The sequence below is a fragment of the Streptomyces sp. NPDC048484 genome (assembly GCF_040651415.1).
Taxonomy (GTDB): Bacteria; Actinomycetota; Actinomycetes; order Streptomycetales; family Streptomycetaceae; genus Streptomyces.
Genome location: NZ_JBEZJY010000004.1, coordinates 273,911 through 292,072 on the forward strand (window position 1 = coordinate 273,911; position 18,162 = coordinate 292,072).

Annotated in this window: 19 protein-coding genes; 12 read left to right on the forward strand and 7 right to left on the reverse strand. The window is 70.9% G+C overall.

The genetic code is table 11. The annotated features are described in order from the left end of the window. The first annotated feature begins 18 nt into the window (after positions 1-18). From AB0D14_RS06080 to AB0D14_RS06090, 3 genes are read left to right on the forward strand one after another with little or no spacing between them, the layout of a single operon-like run. Positions 19-972, forward strand: coding sequence for a hypothetical protein (locus AB0D14_RS06080; protein WP_362775298.1), 954 nt, complete (start codon positions 19-21; stop codon positions 970-972). Positions 973-975: 3 nt separating this feature from the next. Beyond that, entirely contained in the window at positions 976-1,437 is a 462-nt protein-coding gene (locus AB0D14_RS06085) for a hypothetical protein (protein WP_362775299.1), read from the forward strand. A 9-nt stretch (positions 1,438-1,446) separates the two neighbouring features. Then, entirely contained in the window at positions 1,447-1,818 is a 372-nt protein-coding gene (locus AB0D14_RS06090; RefSeq protein ID WP_362775300.1) for a holo-ACP synthase, read from the forward strand. A 120-nt stretch (positions 1,819-1,938) separates the two neighbouring features. On the opposite strand, the gene AB0D14_RS06095 is transcribed toward AB0D14_RS06090, so the two are convergent. After that, complete coding sequence (locus AB0D14_RS06095) at positions 1,939-2,706, reverse strand: alpha/beta fold hydrolase (RefSeq protein ID WP_362775302.1); 768 nt, start codon at positions 2,704-2,706, stop codon at positions 1,939-1,941. After that, positions 2,703-3,071, reverse strand: a complete 369-nt coding sequence (locus AB0D14_RS06100) for a DUF1330 domain-containing protein (protein ID WP_362775304.1) — start codon at positions 3,069-3,071, stop codon at positions 2,703-2,705. The genes AB0D14_RS06095 and AB0D14_RS06100 overlap by 4 nt, the downstream gene beginning before the upstream one ends. 95 nt (positions 3,072-3,166) lie before the next feature. Between AB0D14_RS06100 and AB0D14_RS06105 the strand changes: the two genes are divergently transcribed. The 5 genes from AB0D14_RS06105 (at position 3,167) to tsaE (ending at position 8,600) form a co-directional block, all read left to right on the forward strand. Next, a complete protein-coding gene (locus tag AB0D14_RS06105) occupies positions 3,167-3,766 on the forward strand; it encodes a TetR/AcrR family transcriptional regulator (protein ID WP_362775306.1) in 600 nt (199 codons plus the stop codon). A gap of 126 nt (positions 3,767-3,892) precedes the next feature. Continuing rightward, positions 3,893-5,326 (forward strand): NAD(P)H-hydrate dehydratase, encoded by a 1,434-nt coding sequence (locus AB0D14_RS06110; protein ID WP_362775307.1) that lies wholly within the window; start codon positions 3,893-3,895, stop codon positions 5,324-5,326. Positions 5,327-5,429: 103 nt separating this feature from the next. After that, positions 5,430-6,581 carry an alanine racemase gene (gene alr / locus AB0D14_RS06115; RefSeq protein ID WP_362775309.1) on the forward strand — a complete coding sequence of 384 codons (1,152 nt, stop codon included), beginning with the start codon at positions 5,430-5,432 and terminating at the stop codon, positions 6,579-6,581. A 191-nt stretch (positions 6,582-6,772) separates the two neighbouring features. Then, positions 6,773-8,023 (forward strand): alpha/beta hydrolase, encoded by a 1,251-nt coding sequence (locus tag AB0D14_RS06120; RefSeq protein ID WP_362775311.1) that lies wholly within the window; start codon positions 6,773-6,775, stop codon positions 8,021-8,023. Beyond that, positions 7,989-8,600 (forward strand): tRNA (adenosine(37)-N6)-threonylcarbamoyltransferase complex ATPase subunit type 1 TsaE, encoded by a 612-nt coding sequence (tsaE, locus tag AB0D14_RS06125; protein WP_362775312.1) that lies wholly within the window; start codon positions 7,989-7,991, stop codon positions 8,598-8,600. Before AB0D14_RS06120 ends, tsaE begins: the two co-directional genes overlap by 35 nt. 508 nt (positions 8,601-9,108) lie before the next feature. Here the strand turns inward: tsaE and AB0D14_RS06130 are convergent. Beyond that, positions 9,109-9,663 (reverse strand): hypothetical protein, encoded by a 555-nt coding sequence (locus AB0D14_RS06130; RefSeq protein ID WP_362775314.1) that lies wholly within the window; start codon positions 9,661-9,663, stop codon positions 9,109-9,111. 141 nt (positions 9,664-9,804) lie between these two features. Here AB0D14_RS06130 and tsaB point away from each other — a divergent pair, with 141 nt between their 5' ends. The 4 genes from tsaB to AB0D14_RS06150 are packed head-to-tail and all read left to right on the forward strand — an operon-like array spanning position 9,805 to position 12,380. Beyond that, positions 9,805-10,470, forward strand: coding sequence for a tRNA (adenosine(37)-N6)-threonylcarbamoyltransferase complex dimerization subunit type 1 TsaB (tsaB, locus tag AB0D14_RS06135; RefSeq protein WP_362775316.1), 666 nt, complete (start codon positions 9,805-9,807; stop codon positions 10,468-10,470). A 20-nt stretch (positions 10,471-10,490) separates the two neighbouring features. Next, a complete protein-coding gene (locus AB0D14_RS06140; RefSeq protein WP_362775379.1) occupies positions 10,491-11,018 on the forward strand; it encodes a GNAT family N-acetyltransferase in 528 nt (175 codons plus the stop codon). Next, complete coding sequence (gene tsaD / locus AB0D14_RS06145; RefSeq protein WP_362775317.1) at positions 11,011-12,114, forward strand: tRNA (adenosine(37)-N6)-threonylcarbamoyltransferase complex transferase subunit TsaD; 1,104 nt, start codon at positions 11,011-11,013, stop codon at positions 12,112-12,114. The genes AB0D14_RS06140 and tsaD overlap by 8 nt, the downstream gene beginning before the upstream one ends. Next, complete coding sequence (locus AB0D14_RS06150; protein ID WP_362775319.1) at positions 12,111-12,380, forward strand: hypothetical protein; 270 nt, start codon at positions 12,111-12,113, stop codon at positions 12,378-12,380. The genes tsaD and AB0D14_RS06150 overlap by 4 nt, the downstream gene beginning before the upstream one ends. 26 nt (positions 12,381-12,406) lie before the next feature. Here the strand turns inward: AB0D14_RS06150 and AB0D14_RS06155 are convergent, their stop codons facing one another. From AB0D14_RS06155 to AB0D14_RS06170, 4 genes are all read right to left on the reverse strand, one after another. Continuing rightward, the gene (locus AB0D14_RS06155; protein ID WP_362775320.1) at positions 12,407-14,704 is read right to left on the reverse strand and encodes a glycoside hydrolase family 3 N-terminal domain-containing protein; all 2,298 of its coding nucleotides are present in this window, start codon (positions 14,702-14,704) and stop codon (positions 12,407-12,409) included. Positions 14,705-14,754: 50 nt separating this feature from the next. Beyond that, entirely contained in the window at positions 14,755-15,711 is a 957-nt protein-coding gene (locus AB0D14_RS06160; protein ID WP_362775322.1) for a carbohydrate ABC transporter permease, read from the reverse strand. Positions 15,712-15,730: 19 nt separating this feature from the next. Next, positions 15,731-16,546: a sugar ABC transporter permease gene (locus AB0D14_RS06165; protein WP_362775381.1), complete on the reverse strand. Its 816-nt coding sequence runs from the start codon at positions 16,544-16,546 to the stop codon at positions 15,731-15,733. A gap of 128 nt (positions 16,547-16,674) precedes the next feature. After that, entirely contained in the window at positions 16,675-18,012 is a 1,338-nt protein-coding gene (locus AB0D14_RS06170; protein ID WP_362775324.1) for an extracellular solute-binding protein, read from the reverse strand. Positions 18,013-18,162 lie beyond the last annotated feature (150 nt).

The following is an 18,162-nucleotide window of genomic DNA, read 5'->3' on the forward strand; positions in this document are numbered from 1 at the left end:
TCCGCTTAGGTGGCACACATGGTCACATCAGCTCACGAGGGCATGCACCGCATCTTTCAGGAGCGGCCCGAGATCCTGGCTCCCGTGTTCGGGGAACTGGGTGTCCCGTTGTCAATGAAGGCGACCGTGGACGCCGTCACCACGGACGTGACGGAGACCAAGCCGCTGGAACGACGCGTGGACACCGTCCTGCACATCAGCACGTCCGACGGTGAGGAGTTCCTGCTCGCCATTGAGGCGCAGTCGGGCAAGGTCGTAGGCAAAGTGGCGAGTTGGTCCTACTACATTGCCTTCCTCCAGGCCAAGTACCGCCTGCCCGTGCTGCTTCTGGTGGTCTGTCAGGACCGGGCTACGGCCAAGTGGGCGGTCGGCCCCTTCGATTGCGGCACGGGCGGATGGACGGCACTGCGGTTGTATCCGCTGGTCGCCGGGCCGGACAATCTGCCGGTGATCACCGACGCCAGAACTGTGGCGAAGAAGCTCGCGCTGGCCGTGCTCTCTGCCGTGGCCCACGCCCGCAATCCGGAGTGCGGGGCCATACTGGAGGTGATCGGCATTGTCCTTCGAGAACTCCGAGAATCGGACCCCGAGACAGTCGAGTACTTCGTCGAGTTCCTGGAAATCAACCTGGGTAGCACCCCAGCCGGAAAGAAATGGCAGGAAATCATGTCGGTCGTTATCTACTTCCCCGGTCGAGGGACGCTCCGGGAGAGGATCTACCTGGAAGCCAAGGCCGAGGGCCAGGCCGAGGGTAAGGCCGAAGGTAAGGCCGAAGATCGTGCCTCGCTGATCCTGCGCGTTCTGGAGAAGCGCGGCATCCCCGTCCCCGGGGTGACACGGGAGCGCATTACCTCGTGCGCTGACCTCGACATCCTCGCCTTGTGGTTCGACCGTTCCCTGACAGCCACAGAGGCCGAGGACCTGTTCGCCGAGGACCCGGCGGTTCCCGGGACCGGTCCTGGACAGGCCTGAGCGTTGACAGACCTGCAAGACAATCAGCAGAGCCTGGACCCGGAGTTGCAACCGGAGTTGCAAGAGGAAGTCTCAGGCATTGCCATGTCGCTCGCGGCGGCCATGGCCTTTGGGCTCCAACCCGAGAAGGCCATGGCCGAACTCCACGCAAGGTTCAAGGAGATCATCAAGCGGGAGGGCCTGGCTCCCGGGGAGGTCGCGTATCTGCGGGGCATGATCGAGAAGTGGCCTCCGGGTTACGCTGAGTCGTGGGCGTCAGGGTATGCCGCAGGACTGGCTCAGGGGCTGGCCAAGGGAACTCTGGCCGTGCTGGGAGTACGGCGGCTGTCCATCTCGGACGATGTCCGCGAGCGCATCACCACTTGTACAGACCATGCTCGCCTCGACGACTGGCTCGACCGGGCCGGAACGGTCGAGCGAGCGGAGGACCTGCTCAGGACGGGTGTGGAGCCTGACCGGGAATAGGGTGCCCGGATGAGCATCATCGGCGTCGGGATCGACGTGGCGGAGATCGAGCGGTTCGCGAGGTCGCTGGAGCGGACGCCCGGGATGGCCGAACGGCTGTTCCTGGAGAGCGAGTTGCTGTTGCCCAGCGGGGAGCGTCGCGGGGTCGCCTCCCTCGCCGCCCGGTTCGCGGCGAAAGAGGCGCTCGCCAAGGCGCTGGGTGCGCCGGGTGGGCTGCGCTGGACCGATGCCGAGGTCTATGTCGAGGAGAGTGGGCAGCCTCGGCTTCGGGTTACGGGGACGGTTGCCGCGCGCGCTGCCGAGCTGGGCGTTCAGGTTTGGCATGTCTCGCTGAGCCATGACGCCGGGGTGGCTTCGGCGGTGGTGGTGGCGGAGAGATAGCCGCCGTCCAGTAGATGTTCGGCGGGTGACAGGCGTCGCTTCGGCAGGGGGCCCTCCGGCTGGGGGCCCTCCGGTTCGGCGAAGGCATACCCCGGTGGACGGGGAGGTGCTTCCGATCCGTCAGCACTTCGACCAGAACGCGGTCAGCGCGCGGGCCCCGCGCGCTGGGTCCTGGGCCATCCACCAGTGGCCGAGACCCTCCAGGGTGTCGACGCGGGCGCCCGCGCGACGGGCCGCACGCCGGCGTTGCAGGTCGGTGCCCACCATGTGGTCGGCGGTGGCGATCAGGGCCAGGCCGGGCCGCTGCGAGGCGTGCTCCAGTTGATGGCCGAGTTCGGCCATCACCGGTTGCGCGGCGGAGCGGTAGAGCGTGAGGATCGCTCGCCCCATCGTCTCGTCCTGCGCCGTGGCGATCTGCTCGGCCACCGGCCTGCTGAACCCGCGCTCGACGAGCGATGCGGTGCGCGTCTCGACGGCTGCGCCGAACCGCTCGGCGACGTCGGCTTCTCCGACTCCAGGGGTCTGCCAGCGCTGAGCCAACTCATGCCAGACGTAGTCCCGGTCGAATGCCCCGACGACGTCGCTCGCCCAGCTGCGCAGCAGGTCCGGTCGGCTGATGGCGACATTCACCACGTGTGCGCCGCCCCAGTCGTGACCGACCAGGTCGACGGGTTCCCCGACCTCCTCCAGCGCTCCGATCAGCCAGTCGCGGTACTCGCCGACCGTGGCGCCGAACCCGTCGGGCAGGGGTGCGCCGAATCCGGGTGGCGAGAGGCAGATCAGCCCGGCTCGCGGCGAACCGGCGCGGTCGAGCTCCGCGAGCAACGGGTCCCATATGGCCGCCGTTTCGGGATTGCCATGGACGAATACGGCCGGCACCCCGCTCACACTCCCATCGGTGAGGTCGGCTGCAGCACTGCCTCGACGAGCGCCTCGCTGCGCAGATGGGCCACCGCGCGGTACTCGGGGTCACGGATCATGTCCACGAACGCCTGCCGGTTCGGGTAGCGCACCAGCACGACCATGTCCCAGGCCTGCCCGTCCTCGGCGACCAGCGCACGACCGCCGGCGCCCAGGTACTCCACCTGCAGCCCGTAGCGCGCGTTGATCCCCGCGCCGAGCGCGTCGGCGTAGCGCTGATAGCTCTCCATGCCGCCGTCCGGGCGAAAACGCAGGAGATTCAGCATCACCACCGGACCGCCTGGGTCCCCCGCGAGCAGGACGTCCAAGTCGCGGTCTTCGATCTCGATCATTCAAGGCTCCAGGGCACAGGTCGGAAGGTTGTTCGGAGATGCCAACCTCACATACTTGTCATTCAGCACGCAAGTTTTTTTGTTAGAATGTTCGCATGGCCACCACTCGCCGTACCCAACAAGAACGCCGGGCCCAGGCCGAAGCGGCACTTCTGAAGGCCGCCGCCGAACTGGTCGTCGAGCAGGGGGCGCGGTCACTGACACTGGCGCGGGTGGGAGAACGGGCCGGCTACAGCCGCGGGATCGTCACCCACCACTTCGGGTCCAAGCAGGCCCTGCTCGAGTGGCTGGCCCGCTCGACGCAAGCAGGCTTCGTGCCCGGGCTCACGGACCTTCCGCCCGGACTGGACCGGCTCCTGCGACTCATCGACGGGTACGTCGGCGCCCTCGGGGACGCCGGCACGATGCAGCGGGCTTTCCTGCTCCTGTGGGCCGAAGCGGCCACCGCCTCCTACCTGGCCCCGATCTTCCGCGAGCGCGACGAGGAATTCCGCCGCGACCTGCGCGACGATGTCGTCGCCGCGATCACCGACGGCGACGTACGTCCGGACACCGAGCCCGGCGATGTCGCCGTCGCGATCGTCGGGCAGCTGCGCGGCATCGGACTGCAACGCCTCCTCGACCCCCGTGCCGTCGACACCGCACGGCTGCGCCACACCGTCACCGATCACTGGCGCCAGGCATTGCGCGTCTAGATGCGGGAGGGGTTGAGGAACATCCATGTCGGATACCCCGGTGATCTCTGCGGCTCTGCCGCGTGGGCGAGACCAGCCACGTGCAACCCGCTGTCGACGAGCGGAGCGTGAGGGACACTCGATCCCATGCGTACTGCGTACAGCGTGGAGACGGTGAGAGCGGCCGAGCGGGAGCTGATGGCACGGCTTCCTGACGGGACGTTGATGCAGCGGGCGGCGGCCGGACTGGCCGTGGCCTGCGCCGAGTTGCTGGGGCGGGTCTACGGCAGTCGGGTCGTGCTGCTCGTGGGCAGCGGGGACAACGGGGGCGACGCCCTGTATGCCGGCGCCCGCCTGGTCAGGCGCGGCGCGGGCGTCACGGCGGTCCTGCTCACCCCCGACCGCACCCACCCCGACGGCCTCGCGGCCCTGTGCCGCGCCGGGGGGAGGGTGGTGCGGGGGCCGGACGCAGCCGAAGAACCGCTGCGCCGCGCCGACCTCGTCGTGGACGGCATCGTCGGGATCGGCGGCAAGGGAGGCCTGCGCCCGGACGCTGCCGCGCTCGTCGACATCATCGGCGAGACCCGTACACCCGTCGTCGCCGTCGACCTGCCGAGTGGCATCGAGGCCGACACCGGCGAGGTGCACGGAGCCGCCGTACGAGCCGACCTGACCGTCACCTTCGGGACCCACAAACCCGGACTGCTCGTCGACCCCGGACGGGAGTACGCGGGGTCCGTGCGGCTCGTCGACATCGGGCTCGCGTTGCCCGGCGAGGCCGGGATCGAGGCGCTGCAGCACGCCGACGTGGCCGCGCTGCTGCCCGTGCCGGGCGCCGAGAGCGACAAGTACCGGCGGGGGGTCGTGGGCATCGCGGCCGGCTCCTCCCGCTATCCGGGGGCGGCTGTGCTGGCCGTCGCCGGGGCCCTGCGCGGCGGTGCCGGCGCCGTACGGTACGTCGGGCCCGCGGGGGACGCGGTGATCGCGTGGTTCCCCGAGACACTGGTGTCCACCGGTTCTCCGGAGCGGGCCGGGCGGGTGCAGGCGTGGGTCGTGGGCCCCGGCGCCGGGGACGACGCCGATGCCGTGGCGGCTGTGCTCAAGACGGACGTGCCCGTGCTCGTGGACGCCGACGGACTGCGGCTCGCGGACCGTGCGGACGTACGGGCTCGGCGCGCGCCCACGCTGCTGACACCGCACGCGGGAGAGGCCGCCGCGCTGCTCGGTGTCTCGCGGGAGGAGGTCGAGGGGGCGCGGCTGACGTCCGTACGGGAACTCGCCGAGCGGTACGGGGCGACGGTGCTGTTGAAGGGGTCGACGACGCTGATCGCCTCCCCGGGGGAGGGCCCCGTCCGGGTGAACTCCACCGGCACCGGCTGGCTGGCCACCGCGGGAAGCGGGGACGTGCTGTCCGGACTGACCGGGTCGCTGCTCGCCGCCGGGCTCGACGCGTTGGACGCCGGCAGCGCGGGGGCCTACCTCCACGGACTGGCGGGGCGGCTCGCGGCGAAGGGGGCGCCCGTGGGGGCGCACGATGTGGCCGAGGCGGTGCGCTCGGCCTGGCGGGACGTCAAGCTCTGAGGACAAGGCTGAGGACGGGGCTGGGGGCACGGACCAGGGCACGACCGAGGGCGCGGGCGGGCATGTGAGGGGCTTGTCGGAGCCCTCTGAGACACTGGGCGCGATGACTGAGACAGCACCCGCGCGTGCCTGCGCCGAGATCGACCTGGCCGCCCTGAGGGCCAATGTGCGGACCCTGCGCGCCCAGGCGCCGGCCGCCGCCCTCATGACGGTGGTCAAGTCCGACGCGTACGGACACGGGGCCGTCCCCTGCGCCCGCGCGGCCCTGGACGCGGGTGCGACCTGGCTGGGCACGGCCACCCCCGAAGAGGCTCTCGCCCTGCGCGCGGCCGGTCTGCCGGGCCGGATCATGTGCTGGCTGTGGACCCCGGGCGGCCCGTGGCGGGAGGCCGTCGAAGCCGACCTGGACCTGGGCATCAGCGGGATGTGGGCCCTGCGTGAGGCGGTACAGGCCGCGCGGGCGGCGGGCCGTACCGCCCGCGTCCAGCTCAAGGCCGACACCGGTCTCGGGCGGGGCGGCTGCCAGTCCGCCGACTGGCCCGGGCTGGTCGCCGAGGCGCGGCGGGCCGAGGCCGAGGGCCTGGTGACCGTCACCGGTCTCTGGTCCCACTTCGCCTGTGCCGACGAACCGGGCCACCCCTCCATCGAGGCACAGCTCACCCTCTTCCGCGAGATGCTGGCCCATGCAGAGGGGCAGGGCCTGCGCCCGGAGGTGCGGCACATCGCCAACTCGCCCGCCACGCTCACGCTGCCCGCGGCCCACTTCGATCTCGTACGGACCGGGATCGCCACGTACGGCATCTCGCCGAGCCCCGAGGTGGGCACCTCCGCCGACCTCGGGCTGCGTCCCGTGATGACGCTCTGGGCGTCGCTCGCGCTGGTGAAGCGCGTGCCGGCGGGCCACGGCGTCAGTTACGGACATCACTACGTCACGGCCGGTCACACGACGCTCGGCCTGGTGCCCGTCGGATACGCGGACGGCGTTCCGCGCCACGCCTCCGGCGCCGGACCCGTCCTCGTGGGCGGCAAGTGGCGGACGGTCGCGGGGCGGGTCGCGATGGACCAGTTCGTGGTCGACCTCGGCGGGGACGAGCCGTCGGTCGGCGACAGAGCGGTCCTGTTCGGGCCCGGCGGCCACGGGGAGCCGACCGCCGAGGACTGGGCCCGGGCTTCGGGCACGATCGCGTACGAAATCGTCACCCGCATCGGAACCCGCGTGCCCCGCGTCTACGTGAATGACTACGTGGATGAGTAACTACGTGAATGAGTAACAACGTGAACGCGTGACAAGCGGGGTATCCGCATGAGTGCCGGGCACGGCACAGCGGCGGTGACCGGCGGCAGTGGCGCTGACCGGCGACACCGACGGCAGCAGCAGGTAACGGCACAGCGGCAGCAGCAGGCAACGGCAGACATGGGCAGGGCCCCGGCGAAGAGGAGCGGTTCGTGAGCGAGAGCAGTGCGGAGGCAGCGGTGGAAGCGGCCACGGCCGTCTCCTCGGCCGTCTCCGCGGCCGGGGCCGCGAACTGGCGCAGGGCGGGGATCGCCGGCGCGGCGATAGGCGTGGTCGCCGCGGGCGCCGCCGCCGGAGTCGCGATCGAGCGGCTCACGGTCGGCCGCGGCATGCGCAGGAAGGCGAAGCTCGCCCTCGACGCGGCCGGTCCGTACGGGGCGCTGCGCGGCATGCCCGGCAAGGCCTCCGCGGACGACGGCACCGAGCTGTACTACGAGGTCGACGAGGTGGAGTCCGACTCCACCCTGGCCCCGCGCCGCCGTCGGCTCTTCGGCCGCAAGGCGCCTGCCCCGGTCACCGTCGTCTTCAGCCACGGCTACTGCCTCAGCCAGGACTCCTGGCACTTCCAGCGGGCCGCGCTGCGCGGTGTCGTGCGGACCGTCCACTGGGACCAGCGCAGCCACGGCCGTTCCGGGCGGGGCGTGGCCCAGGCCAGGGACGACCTGCCGGTCACCATCGACCAGCTGGGCCGGGACCTGAAGGCCGTCATCGACGCGGCGGCGCCCGAGGGCCCGCTCGTGCTCGTCGGTCACTCGATGGGCGGCATGACGATGATGGCCCTGGCCGACCAGTATCCGGACCTGATCCGTGAGCGCGTGGTCGGCGTGGCGCTGGTCGGTACGTCGTCCGGCCGGCTCGGCGAGGTCAACTTCGGGCTGCCGGTCGCGGGCGTCAACGCGGTGCGGCGGATACTGCCCGGGGTGCTGAAGGCGCTGGGGCAGCGGGCCGAGCTGGTGGAGCGCGGACGCCGGGCCACCGCCGAACTGTTCGCGGGGATCATCAAGCGGTACTCGTTCGCGTCCAGGGACATCGACCCGGCGGTCGCGCGGTTCGCGGAGCGGCTGATCGAGGCCACACCGATCGATGTGGTCGCCGAGTTCTACCCGGCGTTCACCGATCACGACAAGACCGAGGCGCTCGCCCACTTCGCCGACCTGCCCCTGCTCGTACTGGCCGGGGTCAAGGACCTGGTGACGCCGAGTGAGCACAGCGAGGCCATCGCCGATCTGCTGCCGGACGCCGAGCTGGTGCTCGTCCCGGACGCCGGGCACCTGGTGATGCTGGAACACCCGGAGGTCGTCATAGACCGGCTCGCGGACCTGCTCACCCGCGTCGGCGCCGTCCCGGCAGGGGCTACCGTGGATGGTTATGGAAGCACCAGCAGCACCGCGCAACCCGGCTGACCTCTCGGGACCTTCGGAGCCTCCCCAGGCCGGCGCCATGACCGAGACCGGCGCCATGGCCCAGGCCGGCGCCATGGCCGAGATCACCGTGGACTCGCCCGAGCAGATGAAGGAGTTGGGCCGCAGGCTCGCCAAGATGCTGCGGGCCGGCGACCTCGTGATGCTCACCGGCGAACTGGGCGCGGGCAAGACCACCATGACGCGCGGGCTCGGCGAGGGCCTCGGTGTCCGGGGCGCGGTCACCTCCCCGACCTTCGTGATCGCCCGCGTGCACCCTTCCCTCGGTGACGGGCCGCCCCTGGTCCACGTGGACGCGTACCGGCTGGGCGGAGGGCTCGACGAGATGGAGGACCTCGATCTCGACGTGTCGCTGTCCGACTCCGTGATCGTCGTGGAGTGGGGCGAGGGGAAGGTCGAGGAGCTGACGGACGATCGGCTGCACTTGTTGATTCACCGGGCCGCCGGTGACACGACGGATGTCGGTGACACGACGGATGAGGTGCGGCACGTGACGCTCCGCGGCGTGGGGGAGCGGTGGGGTGCGCGTGCGGCTGAGCTGGGCGGGCTCTTCGCCTGACCTCGGGGTCGTAGGTTCGTCCCAACGTTCCGACAAGGCGTCGGGAAGATGTTGCGTCCGGTGGCTTCGGCGTGTTCACATGGACGGAGGAGTTGGTTAGGTGTACCTAACCATGTCTGCTCCCGGAGCCGAGTCCCAGGAGGCCGCCATGTCTACGTCTACGTCGGAACGTGGTTCTTCGCGGCCGGATGGGGTGTCCATGGCCGAGTTGCTCGCGGCGGGGGCGTTTGCGCGGGCCGTGTCGGTGCCGCCGGCTTTGTCTGTGCCTGCGACTGTGCCCGGGCCTGCGACCGTGCCTGTGCCTGAGCCGGCTTCGGATTCGGATTCGGCGGTTTGTGCGGGGCGGCGGCGGGCGACCTAGCGGGGGGTTCCGCGTTGGTGTCGAGTGGATTCCGCGGGTCCGCTGTGGCTGGTCGCGCAGTTCCCCGCGCCCCTTAAAGATTGCGCAGTTCCCCGCGCCCCTAAAAACGCGCCGGTCCCCCCGCCCCTGAAGGCGGGCCCCCGTGCGCTACCTGATCACGATGACCTGTGCGCCGATTGTTGCGAAGGTCCACATGGCTGTGGCGTTTTCTCGGGACTGGCGGATGCCGCCCAGTTTTTTGGTGGGGTCGGGGGGCACGTACGTGCCGTCGGCCGTGGCGCTGAAGCCGATCGGGATGCCGTCCATGTTCGCGAAGCGGACCACGTGTTCGACGGCCGCGCCGTCCGAGCCGACGCTCTTGGCGGAGCGTGAGGTGACGACGTACCGGTCCGGCGGCGGGTCCACCGTGCCGGGGCTGATCCGGAACGTCCGCATGACGCGGTTGCCCCGGCCGACCAGCCACACCCGGTCGTCGTCCAGTGAGTAGACGACCCGCTGACCGGTGCCCGAACGGGTGGGCAGCGCCGTCGGGTGGTTTCTGTCCCGCGGCGCCTTCGCGGCGGCGGCCTGCGAGGTCTCGGCGGCCCGCGGCGAGTTCAGGTCGTCCGGTGCGTACGCCGATGCCTGGTAGGCGTGAAAGCCGATCACGGCGAGGGCCGTCGCGGTGAGCCCGGCCACGAATTCCGAGCTGCTCCGAACCACCTTGGGTGCCCACCTCTCGTACGATCCCGCGATCCCGTACGGCACGTCATATGTCCGTGCTGTGCCGGTATGACGTTATCAGTCGGTCCCCGCCGGATTGAGGCGGCCGTGCGCCGGGCCCGGGCGCCGTAGGCTGTTCGCGTGCTCTTGCTCGCTCTGGATACCGCCACCCCCGCCGTCACCGTCGCGCTGCACGACGGGACGTCCGTCGTCGCCGCCTCCAGCCAGGTGGACGCGCGTCGGCACGGGGAACTGCTCCTGCCGGCCGTCGACCGGGTGCTCACCGAGGCCGGGCTGCGGCTCGACGCCGTCACCGGCATCGTCGTCGGCGTGGGCCCCGGCCCGTACACCGGGCTCAGGGTCGGCCTGATGACCGCCGACACGTTCGGGCTCGCGCTCGGAGTCCCCGTGCACGGGCTGTGCACGCTGGACGGGCTCGCGTACGCGGCCGGGACCGAGGCCGAAGCCGGGATCGAGGGCCCCTTCGTCGTCGCGACCGACGCCCGGCGCAAAGAGGTCTACTGGGCGCGGTACGCCGACTCCCGTACGCGGGTCACCGAGCCGGCCGTGGACCGGCCCGGGGACCTGGACATCGGCGGGCTGCCCGCGGTGGGCGCGGGCGCGCTGCTCTACCCCGACACCTTCCCGGACGCCCGCGCGCCCGAGCACGTCTCGGCGGCCTCGCTCGCGTCCCTGGCCGCGGAGAGGCTGGCGGCGGGCGAGGAACTGGAGGCGCCGCGGCCCCTCTATCTGCGCCGGCCCGACGCCCAGGTGCCCAAGAACTACAAGGTGGTCACCCCCAAGTGACGACCGCGGTGCTGCGTGAGATGCGCTGGTGGGACATCGAGCCCGTGCTGGAGCTGGAGAAGGACCTCTTCCCCGAGGACGCCTGGTCGCGGGGCATGTTCTGGTCCGACCTCGCCCACGCGCGTGGCCCGGCGGCGACCCGGCGGTACGTCGTGGCCGAGGTCGGGGGCGAGCCCAGGCCCGGGGCTGAGGCCGGGGCTGAGGCCGGGGTCAGGGACGGCGCACGGATCGTCGGGTACGGCGGGCTGGCCGCCGCCGGGGACACCGGTGACGTACAGACCATCGCTGTCGCCCGGGAACACTGGGGCACCGGGCTCGGCGCGCTGATACTGACCGAACTGCTCCGGGCCGCGACCGCCTTCGAGTGCGCCGAGGTGCTGCTCGAATGCCGTGTCGACAACATCCGCGCCCAAAAACTCTACGAGCGCTTCGGCTTCGAGCCGATCGGTTTCCGGCGCGGCTACTACCAGCCGGGGAACGTGGACGCCCTCGTGATGCGCCTCAACGACCCGTCAACTTCCGTACAAGGAACCGAGACCAATGGCTGACGAACCTCTCGTCCTCGGCATCGAGACCTCCTGCGACGAGACCGGCGTCGGCATCGTCCGGGGCACGACCCTCCTCGCGGACGCGATCGCCTCCAGCGTGGACGAGCACGCGCGCTTCGGGGGTGTGGTGCCGGAAGTCGCTTCCCGCGCGCACCTGGAGGCGATGGTGCCGACCATCGAGCGGGCACTGAAGGAGGCGGGCGTCAGCGCGAAGGACCTGGACGGCATCGCCGTCACCGCGGGTCCGGGGCTCGCGGGCGCGCTGCTCGTGGGAGTGTCGGCGGCGAAGACGTACGCGTACGCGCTGGGGAAGCCGCTGTACGGCGTGAATCACCTGGCGTCCCACATCTGTGTGGACCAGCTGGAGCACGGCGCGCTGCCCGAGCCGACGATGGCCCTGCTCGTCTCCGGCGGCCACTCCTCGCTGCTGCTGTCCTCGGACATCACGAGCGATGTACGACCGATGGGCGCGACCATCGACGACGCGGCCGGCGAGGCCTTCGACAAGATCGCGCGGGTGCTGAATCTCGGCTTCCCGGGCGGGCCGGTCATCGACCGGTACGCGAAGGAGGGCGACCCGACCGCCATCGCCTTCCCGCGAGGGCTCACCGGACCGCGCGACGCCGCCTACGACTTCTCCTTCTCCGGGCTCAAGACGGCCGTGGCGCGATGGATCGAGGCCAAGCGGGCGGCGGGCGAGGAGGTGCCGGTGCGGGATGTGGCCGCGTCCTTCCAGGAGGCGGTGGTGGATGTGCTGACGCGCAAGGCCGTACGGGCCTGCCGTGACGAGGGTGTCGACCATCTGATGATCGGTGGCGGCGTGGCCGCGAACTCGCGGCTGCGGGTGCTGGCCCAGGAGCGGTGCGAGGCCGCGGGGATCCGGCTGCGGGTGCCGCGGCCCAAGCTGTGCACGGACAACGGGGCGATGGTCGCCGCGCTCGGGGCTGAGATGGTGGCCCGTGGGCGGGCCGCCTCCGACTGGGATCTGTCGGCGGATTCGTCGCTTCCTGTGACGGATCCGCATGTGCCGGGGCGTTCCCACTCCCACGATCACGATCACGTGCATGAGGTCAGCAAGGACAACCTGTACTCATGACCGTCGCTCTGATGTGGGAGGCGCGGGCCGCCGACGGGCGGGGGGAGGAACTGCTCGCCTGGGTTCGGGAGCAGGACCTCCCGGCGCGGCCCCTGCGCCGGGAGATCCTGCGGGCTCCGGGAGAGCGGGTGCTCGTCATCACGTGGTGGGATGCCTCGTTGGATGCCGAGCTTCCCGAACTGCCGGAGCCGGCTGATGGGCTGGTTGCCCGAGCTGTTCATCGGTGGCGGTTCGAGTCCGTCGAAAGCTGGAAGGTCGAAAGCTAGAAGATCGCGCCGTTCCCCTCACGCCCCTAAGAGGCCGTTGTCGGGCAGGACAGCCGGCGGGCTGGGCCCAGGTGGCGTTCCGGGCCGGTCAGGGTCAGGTGGGTCGTGTGGTGGGTGTCGGTGCTGGAGCTGGACAGGCGCAGTTCCAGGGCGCCCGGTTCCACGATGCGCCGGCCCGTGCGGTCGGTGAAGGACGACAGGTCCGGGTGGAAGTGGAAGGTGACCCGGCGGGCTTCTCCGGGGGGCAGGGTCAGGCGGTGGTAGCCGATGAGGCGGACGTCCGGGCGGGTCACCCGGGCCACCGGGTCGTGCAGGTAGAGCTGGACGATCTCCGTGCCTTCGCGGGGGCCCGTGTTGCGGACCGTGACGGAGACGTCGTACGGCTCGTCCGTGGTTGTCTCCGCGTGGCGGTCGTCCGTGTCCTCCCAGGTGAAGTCCGTGTAGCCGAGGCCGTGGCCGAAGGGGTGGAGCGGGGTCGGGTCGAGGTTGCTGACCTCGCCGGCCAGGCCCAGCGGGGGCTGGAGATAGGTCCACGGCTGGCCGCCGGGGGACTGCGGGACGCTGACGGGGAGCCTGCCCGAGGGGTTCACGCGGCCCGACAGGACGCCTGACACCGCCGGGCCGCCCTCCTCGCCGGGGAAGAACGCCTGGACCGTGGCGGCCAGTCGGTCGTGCCAGCGGCCCAGCGCGTACGGGCGGCCGGTGAGCAGGACCAGTACGACGGGGGTGTCCGTGGCGGTCAGGGCATCCAGCAACTGGGCTTGGACTCCCGGGAGTTGCAGGTCCGCCACATCGCAGCCCTCGCCCGAGGTGCCCCGGCCGAAGAGGCCCGCCCGGTCGCCGAGCACGGCCACGCAGACGTCCGCCTCGGTGGAGCGCGCGACGGCCTCCCCGAAGCCGGAGGTGTCCGGGTCGGTGGTGTCGCAGCCCTCGGTGAACGCGATCTTGGCGTCGGGGAGTTCCGTGCGCAGGGACTCCAGAAGCGTGGGGATCTCGATGCCCATCGGCAGGTCCGGGTGGTCGATGCCCACATGGGACGGGAAGGAGTAGCAGCCCAGCATGGCCAGGGCGTCGGCGGCCCGCGGGCCGACCACGGCGATCCGGGTGTCGGGGGCGAGGGGGAGCAGGCCGTCCGGGTTGGAGAGGAGGACCACGGACTCCTCGGCCAGGCGGCGGGCCAGGACGCGGTTCGCGGTCGAGTCCAGGTCGATCGGGCCCGTGGGCTCCGGGCTCCAGTCCTCGTCCAGCAGGCCAAGATCGCACTTCTGGCGCAGGACGCGGGCCGCCGCCCGGTCCACCAGGGACTCCGGGACGTCACCGGCCCGTACCGCCTCGACCAGCGGATCCCCGTAGCAGCGGACCGTCGGCAGTTCGACGTCCACGCCCGCTGCCAGGGCCGCGTGGGCGGCCCCCGCCTCGGTGCCCGCGATCCGGTGCAGGGTCTGCAGGAAGCCGACGCCGAAGTAGTCGCTGACGACTGTTCCGGCGAACCCCCACTGCTCCCGCAGGAGTTCGGTCAGCAGGTACGGGTCCGCGGAGGCGGGCACGCCGTCCGTGTCCGTGTACGCGGCCATCACGGAGCGGGCCCCGCCCTCGCGCAGCGCGAACTCGAACGGAGGCAGGGTGATGTCGGCGAACTCGCGCACACCCGCCCGTACGGGGGCGAGGTTGCGGGCGCCCGCCGAGGAGGCGTACCCCGCGAAGTGCTTGAGCGTGGCGACGACTCCGGCGGACTCAAGGCCGCGGACGTAGGCCGCGCCGATCGTGCCGACGAGGTACGGGTCCTCGCCGATGGTCTCCTCGACCCTGCCCCACCGGGGGTCCCGTACGACGTCCAGGACGGGGGCGAGGCCCTGGTGGACGCCGACGGAGGCGAGGTCCTGGCCGATCCGGCGGGCCATCTCCTCCACCAGGGCCGTATCGAAGGAGGCGCCCCAGGCCAGCGGAACGGGATACGCGGTGGCGCCCCACGCCGTGAATCCGGCGAGGCACTCCTCGTGGGCGACGGCCGGGATGCCGAAGCGGCCCGCCTCGCTGATCCGGCGCTGGGCGCGGGCAAGGGCCTGCGCGCCCAGCGCGGGGTCCACGGGGGCCGTACCGAACGAGCGGGTGAGCTGGCCCAGGCCCTGGGTGATCATCTCGTCCCAGTCGAAGTCCGAGGTCATCTCCTCCTGGTGCGGGGCGACTCCGTTGCCGTCCGTGGCGGCGCCCACCCACACGCCGTACAGCTGGGCGGTCTTCTCCTCCAGGGTCATCCGGGCGACCAGGTCGTCGGCCCGGGCGTCGGCGGGCAGGGCGGGATCACGCCAGGGAGCGGTGGTCATGAAACTCCTGTCAGAGTCGGGGCCGGGAGCAGGGGCGGGGGCGGGTGGGTTCACTTTCCGCCCACGCCCATCAGGCCGCCGACCAGGGCGCGGCGGGCCACCAGGTAGACGGCGAAGATCGGCACGCCGGAGAGGACGACGGAGGCCAGCAGGGCGGGAATGTTCACGCCGAACTGGCTGACGTAGTTGAAGAGCCCGAGGGTGAGGACGCGCGGTTCGTCGGACTGGGTGAAGATCAGCGGGAAGAGGAAGCCGTTCCAGGCCTGGAGCGCCGAGTAGATGACGACCGTGCTGATGCCGCCCTTGGCCATCGGGACGGTGAGCTGGAACAGCATCCGCTGCGGCGAGGCACCGTCCAGGGCCATCGCCTCGTACAGTTCCTCCGAGACGTCCCGCAGGGTGCCCACGAGGACGAGCACCGAGACCGGCATCGCGAAGGCCGCCGTCGGCAGGATGACCGCCAGCAGGCTGTCGTACAGGTCGAGTTTGGCGATGACGAGGTACAGGGGGATGACGACCGCCTGGGCCGGGATCGCGACGCCGAGCAGGAAGAGCCGGAAGGCCAGGCCCGACCAGCGGTTACGGGTGCGGACGGCGACGTACGCGAGCGGGACGGAGAGGCCGAGGACGATGGCCACGACCGCGACGGCCACGATCGCCGTGTTGCTGAGCAGATGGCCGAAGCCGCTGTGCAGCACGGTGTTGTAGTTGTCGAGCGTCGGACTCGTGGGCGGGTTCAGCGGGTTGCCGGTGAGTGCCTTGTCCTGGCTGGTGAGCGAGGCCGACAGCATCGCGTAGAGCGGGATGACGACGATCGCGAGCCAGATGACCGAGCCGAGCCCCGCGAGCGGGTTGGCGCGCTTCGTCCAGTGCCGGCGGCGGCGCGACGGGGGCGGGAGCGGGCCGGTGGGCTGCTCCCCGGCCCCGGCCCCGGCCCCGGCCCCGGCCCCGGCCCCGGCCCCGGCCTTGACGGGACGCGGGCCCGGGCGGGGCCCCGGACGGGGCAACGTATCGCGTGACACTCCGTCACATCCCTTCGCGGGTGCTGCGCATGCTGCCGAAGCCGGTCAGCCGCACGAGGATCAGGGACAGTCCCGTGGCGACCAGCACCAGGAAGGACGCGATGGCGCTCGCGTAGCCGAAGTCGTAGCTCTTGAAGCCCGCTTCGTACATCAGGTACGGCAGGATCGCGGTGTCGGTGCCCGGGCCGCCCTTGGTGAGGATCAGCACGGTCTCGAAGTAGGTGAGCGAGCCGACGACCATCAGGACCGTGGACGTCGTGATGGTGTGGCGCAGCTGCGGAAGCGTGATCGAGAAGAACTGGCGGTAGCGGCCCGCCCCGTCGATCGCCGCCGCCTGGTAGAGGACCTCGGGTATCTGACGGGCCCCGCCCTGGTAGATCAGGGCGTGGAAGGGGATGAACTGCCAGGCGCCGACGAAGACGATCGCGAGGAACGCGCCGCTGGAGGAGCCCAGGATGTTCTCCCGGATGATGCCGAAGTTCGGATCGAGCAGGGCGTAGAAGAGCAGCGCGATCGCCGTCGAGGAGAGCAGGAACGGGACGAAGAAGACCGCGGACAGCACCGCCCGGTTGCGCTGGCCGCCCGCCGCCCAGACGCCGAGCAGCAGGGCGATCACCGTCTGGAAGGCCCAGCTCACCACCGTCAGCAGGACGGTGAGCCACAGGGACTGGACCATCCGGTCGTCGTCGACCAGCTTCTGCCAGTTGTCGAAACCGACGAGCTGCGGGTCGCCCAGGCCGTCCCAGCTGGTGAAGGAGAGGTAGAAGGCCAGGCCCATCGGGACCACGGCGAAGAACGCGAAGAAGAGGACGCCGGGCAGCGCCCAGACGGCGTGCGGGCGGCCGACGGTGGAGGCACGGGACTTCTTCCGGGGCCTCCTGGACTCTTCGGGCCTTCCGCGCTCCGCGGCCGGGCTTCCCACCGGGGCCTTGGTGGGGCTCGGTGCGCTCACTTCAGCTCCTTGAGCGCCGACACGAACTCGCCCGGCGAGGACTTCCCGACGAACAGCTTGTTGATCTCGGTGAGCATCGGGGTCGCGATGTCCGCGCCGAGCGCCTGGTCCCAGGAGAGCGTGAAGGCGGGTGCCTTCTCGACCAGCTCGTACTGGAACTTCGCGAACTCCGGGTTGGGCGAGGCTTCGAGCAGCTTGGCCGCGTTGGACGTCGTCGGGATGTCCCCGTTGGCGATCAGCGCCTTGGCGTACGTCTCCGAGGCGCAGTCCTTCAGGAAGGCGATCGCGGCGTCCTTGTTCCCCGTACGGGAGTTGATCGACCAGTAGTTGGTCGGGTTGCCGACGACGTTGCGGATGTCGCCGGTGCCGCCCTCGACCGTGGGGAACGCGCACCAGCCCAGGTTGTTCTTGGCGAAGGACGGGAACTTGCCGAGCTGCGTCGAGTACTCCCACGAACCCATCAGGTGCATCGCCGCCTTGCCCTTGGCGAAGACCGCGGGGGCGCCGCCGTTGACGTACGACACCGAGCTGAACTTCGACCCGAACGCACCGTCGTCGATGAGTTCCTTGACCGTCTCGGCGGCCTTGAGGACGGCCGGGTCACCCCAGGCGGACGTGTCGCCCTCCTGGATCTTCGCGAAGACCTGCGGACCGCCGATGCGGTCGACCAGGTACTCCACCCACATCAGCTCGGTCCAGGTGTCCGCGCCGCCGAGCGCGAACGGGGTGATCTTCGCGGCCTTCAGCTTGGTGTTGATGTCCTGCAACTCGGCCCAGGTGGCGGGCGGCTGGAGCTTGTGCTCGGCGAAGACCGACTTGTTGTAGAAGAGGATGACCGGCTGCATACCGCGCATGGGTATCCCGTACTTGCGGCCGCCGAGTCCGCCCGCCGCGAGCACCGAGGGCAGGAAGCCCGATTTCAGGGCCGGGTCGCCCTCGATGGTGTCGGTCAGATCGACGAGTTGCTTCGCCTCCTGGTAGTCCTTGATGGAGCCGCCGCCCCAGTTGAAGAAGACGTCGGGGGCGCTCGGGGAGCCCATCGCCGTGCGGAGCTTGGACGTGTAGTCCGCACCGGGGACCTTCACCAGCTTCACCTTGCCCTTGGCGGCCTTGCCCGCGGCGGACTTGTTGAAGCGTTCGACGGCCGCCGCCTGGACCTTCACCGCGTCGTCCCCGTACGTGAAGGCGTTGATCGTGCTGCCGCCCCCACCGGAACCGTCGCCGGAGCCGCAGGCGGTGAGGCCGGTGGTGAGCAGGGTGGTGGCACCGGCGCCCAGGACCCAGCGCCTGCTGAAGGTGCGGCCGCCCAGGCCTCCGCCCGAGCTCTCGCTCAAGCCCCCACCGTCGCCCGAACTCCCGCTCAAGCCGTCGCTCGGGCCTCGGCCCGTGGGCTGCCCGTCGTTGGACCGCCCGCTGATCGACTCCATGACAGCACCTCTTCTTCTGCGGCTCGCTCGCCTGCGTGGCACGCTCACGGCACGAAT

Bases quoted from the DNA above. Each gene is read 5' to 3' on its own strand.
- AB0D14_RS06080 (WP_362775298.1), top strand. From the start codon at position 19: ATGGTCACATCAGCTCACGAGGGCATGCACCGCATCTTTCAGGAGCGG.
- AB0D14_RS06090 (WP_362775300.1), top strand. From the start codon at position 1,447: ATGAGCATCATCGGCGTCGGGATCGACGTGGCGGAGATCGAGCGGTTC.
- AB0D14_RS06100 (WP_362775304.1), bottom strand. From the start codon at position 3,071: ATGATCGAGATCGAAGACCGCGACTTGGACGTCCTGCTCGCGGGGGAC.
- AB0D14_RS06105 (WP_362775306.1), top strand. From the start codon at position 3,167: ATGGCCACCACTCGCCGTACCCAACAAGAACGCCGGGCCCAGGCCGAA.
- AB0D14_RS06110 (WP_362775307.1), top strand. From the start codon at position 3,893: ATGCGTACTGCGTACAGCGTGGAGACGGTGAGAGCGGCCGAGCGGGAG.
- alr (WP_362775309.1), top strand. From the start codon at position 5,430: ATGACTGAGACAGCACCCGCGCGTGCCTGCGCCGAGATCGACCTGGCC.
- tsaE (WP_362775312.1), top strand. From the start codon at position 7,989: ATGGAAGCACCAGCAGCACCGCGCAACCCGGCTGACCTCTCGGGACCT.
- AB0D14_RS06140 (WP_362775379.1), top strand. From the start codon at position 10,491: ATGCGCTGGTGGGACATCGAGCCCGTGCTGGAGCTGGAGAAGGACCTC.
- tsaD (WP_362775317.1), top strand. From the start codon at position 11,011: ATGGCTGACGAACCTCTCGTCCTCGGCATCGAGACCTCCTGCGACGAG.
- AB0D14_RS06150 (WP_362775319.1), top strand. From the start codon at position 12,111: ATGACCGTCGCTCTGATGTGGGAGGCGCGGGCCGCCGACGGGCGGGGG.
- AB0D14_RS06155 (WP_362775320.1), bottom strand. From the start codon at position 14,704: ATGACCACCGCTCCCTGGCGTGATCCCGCCCTGCCCGCCGACGCCCGG.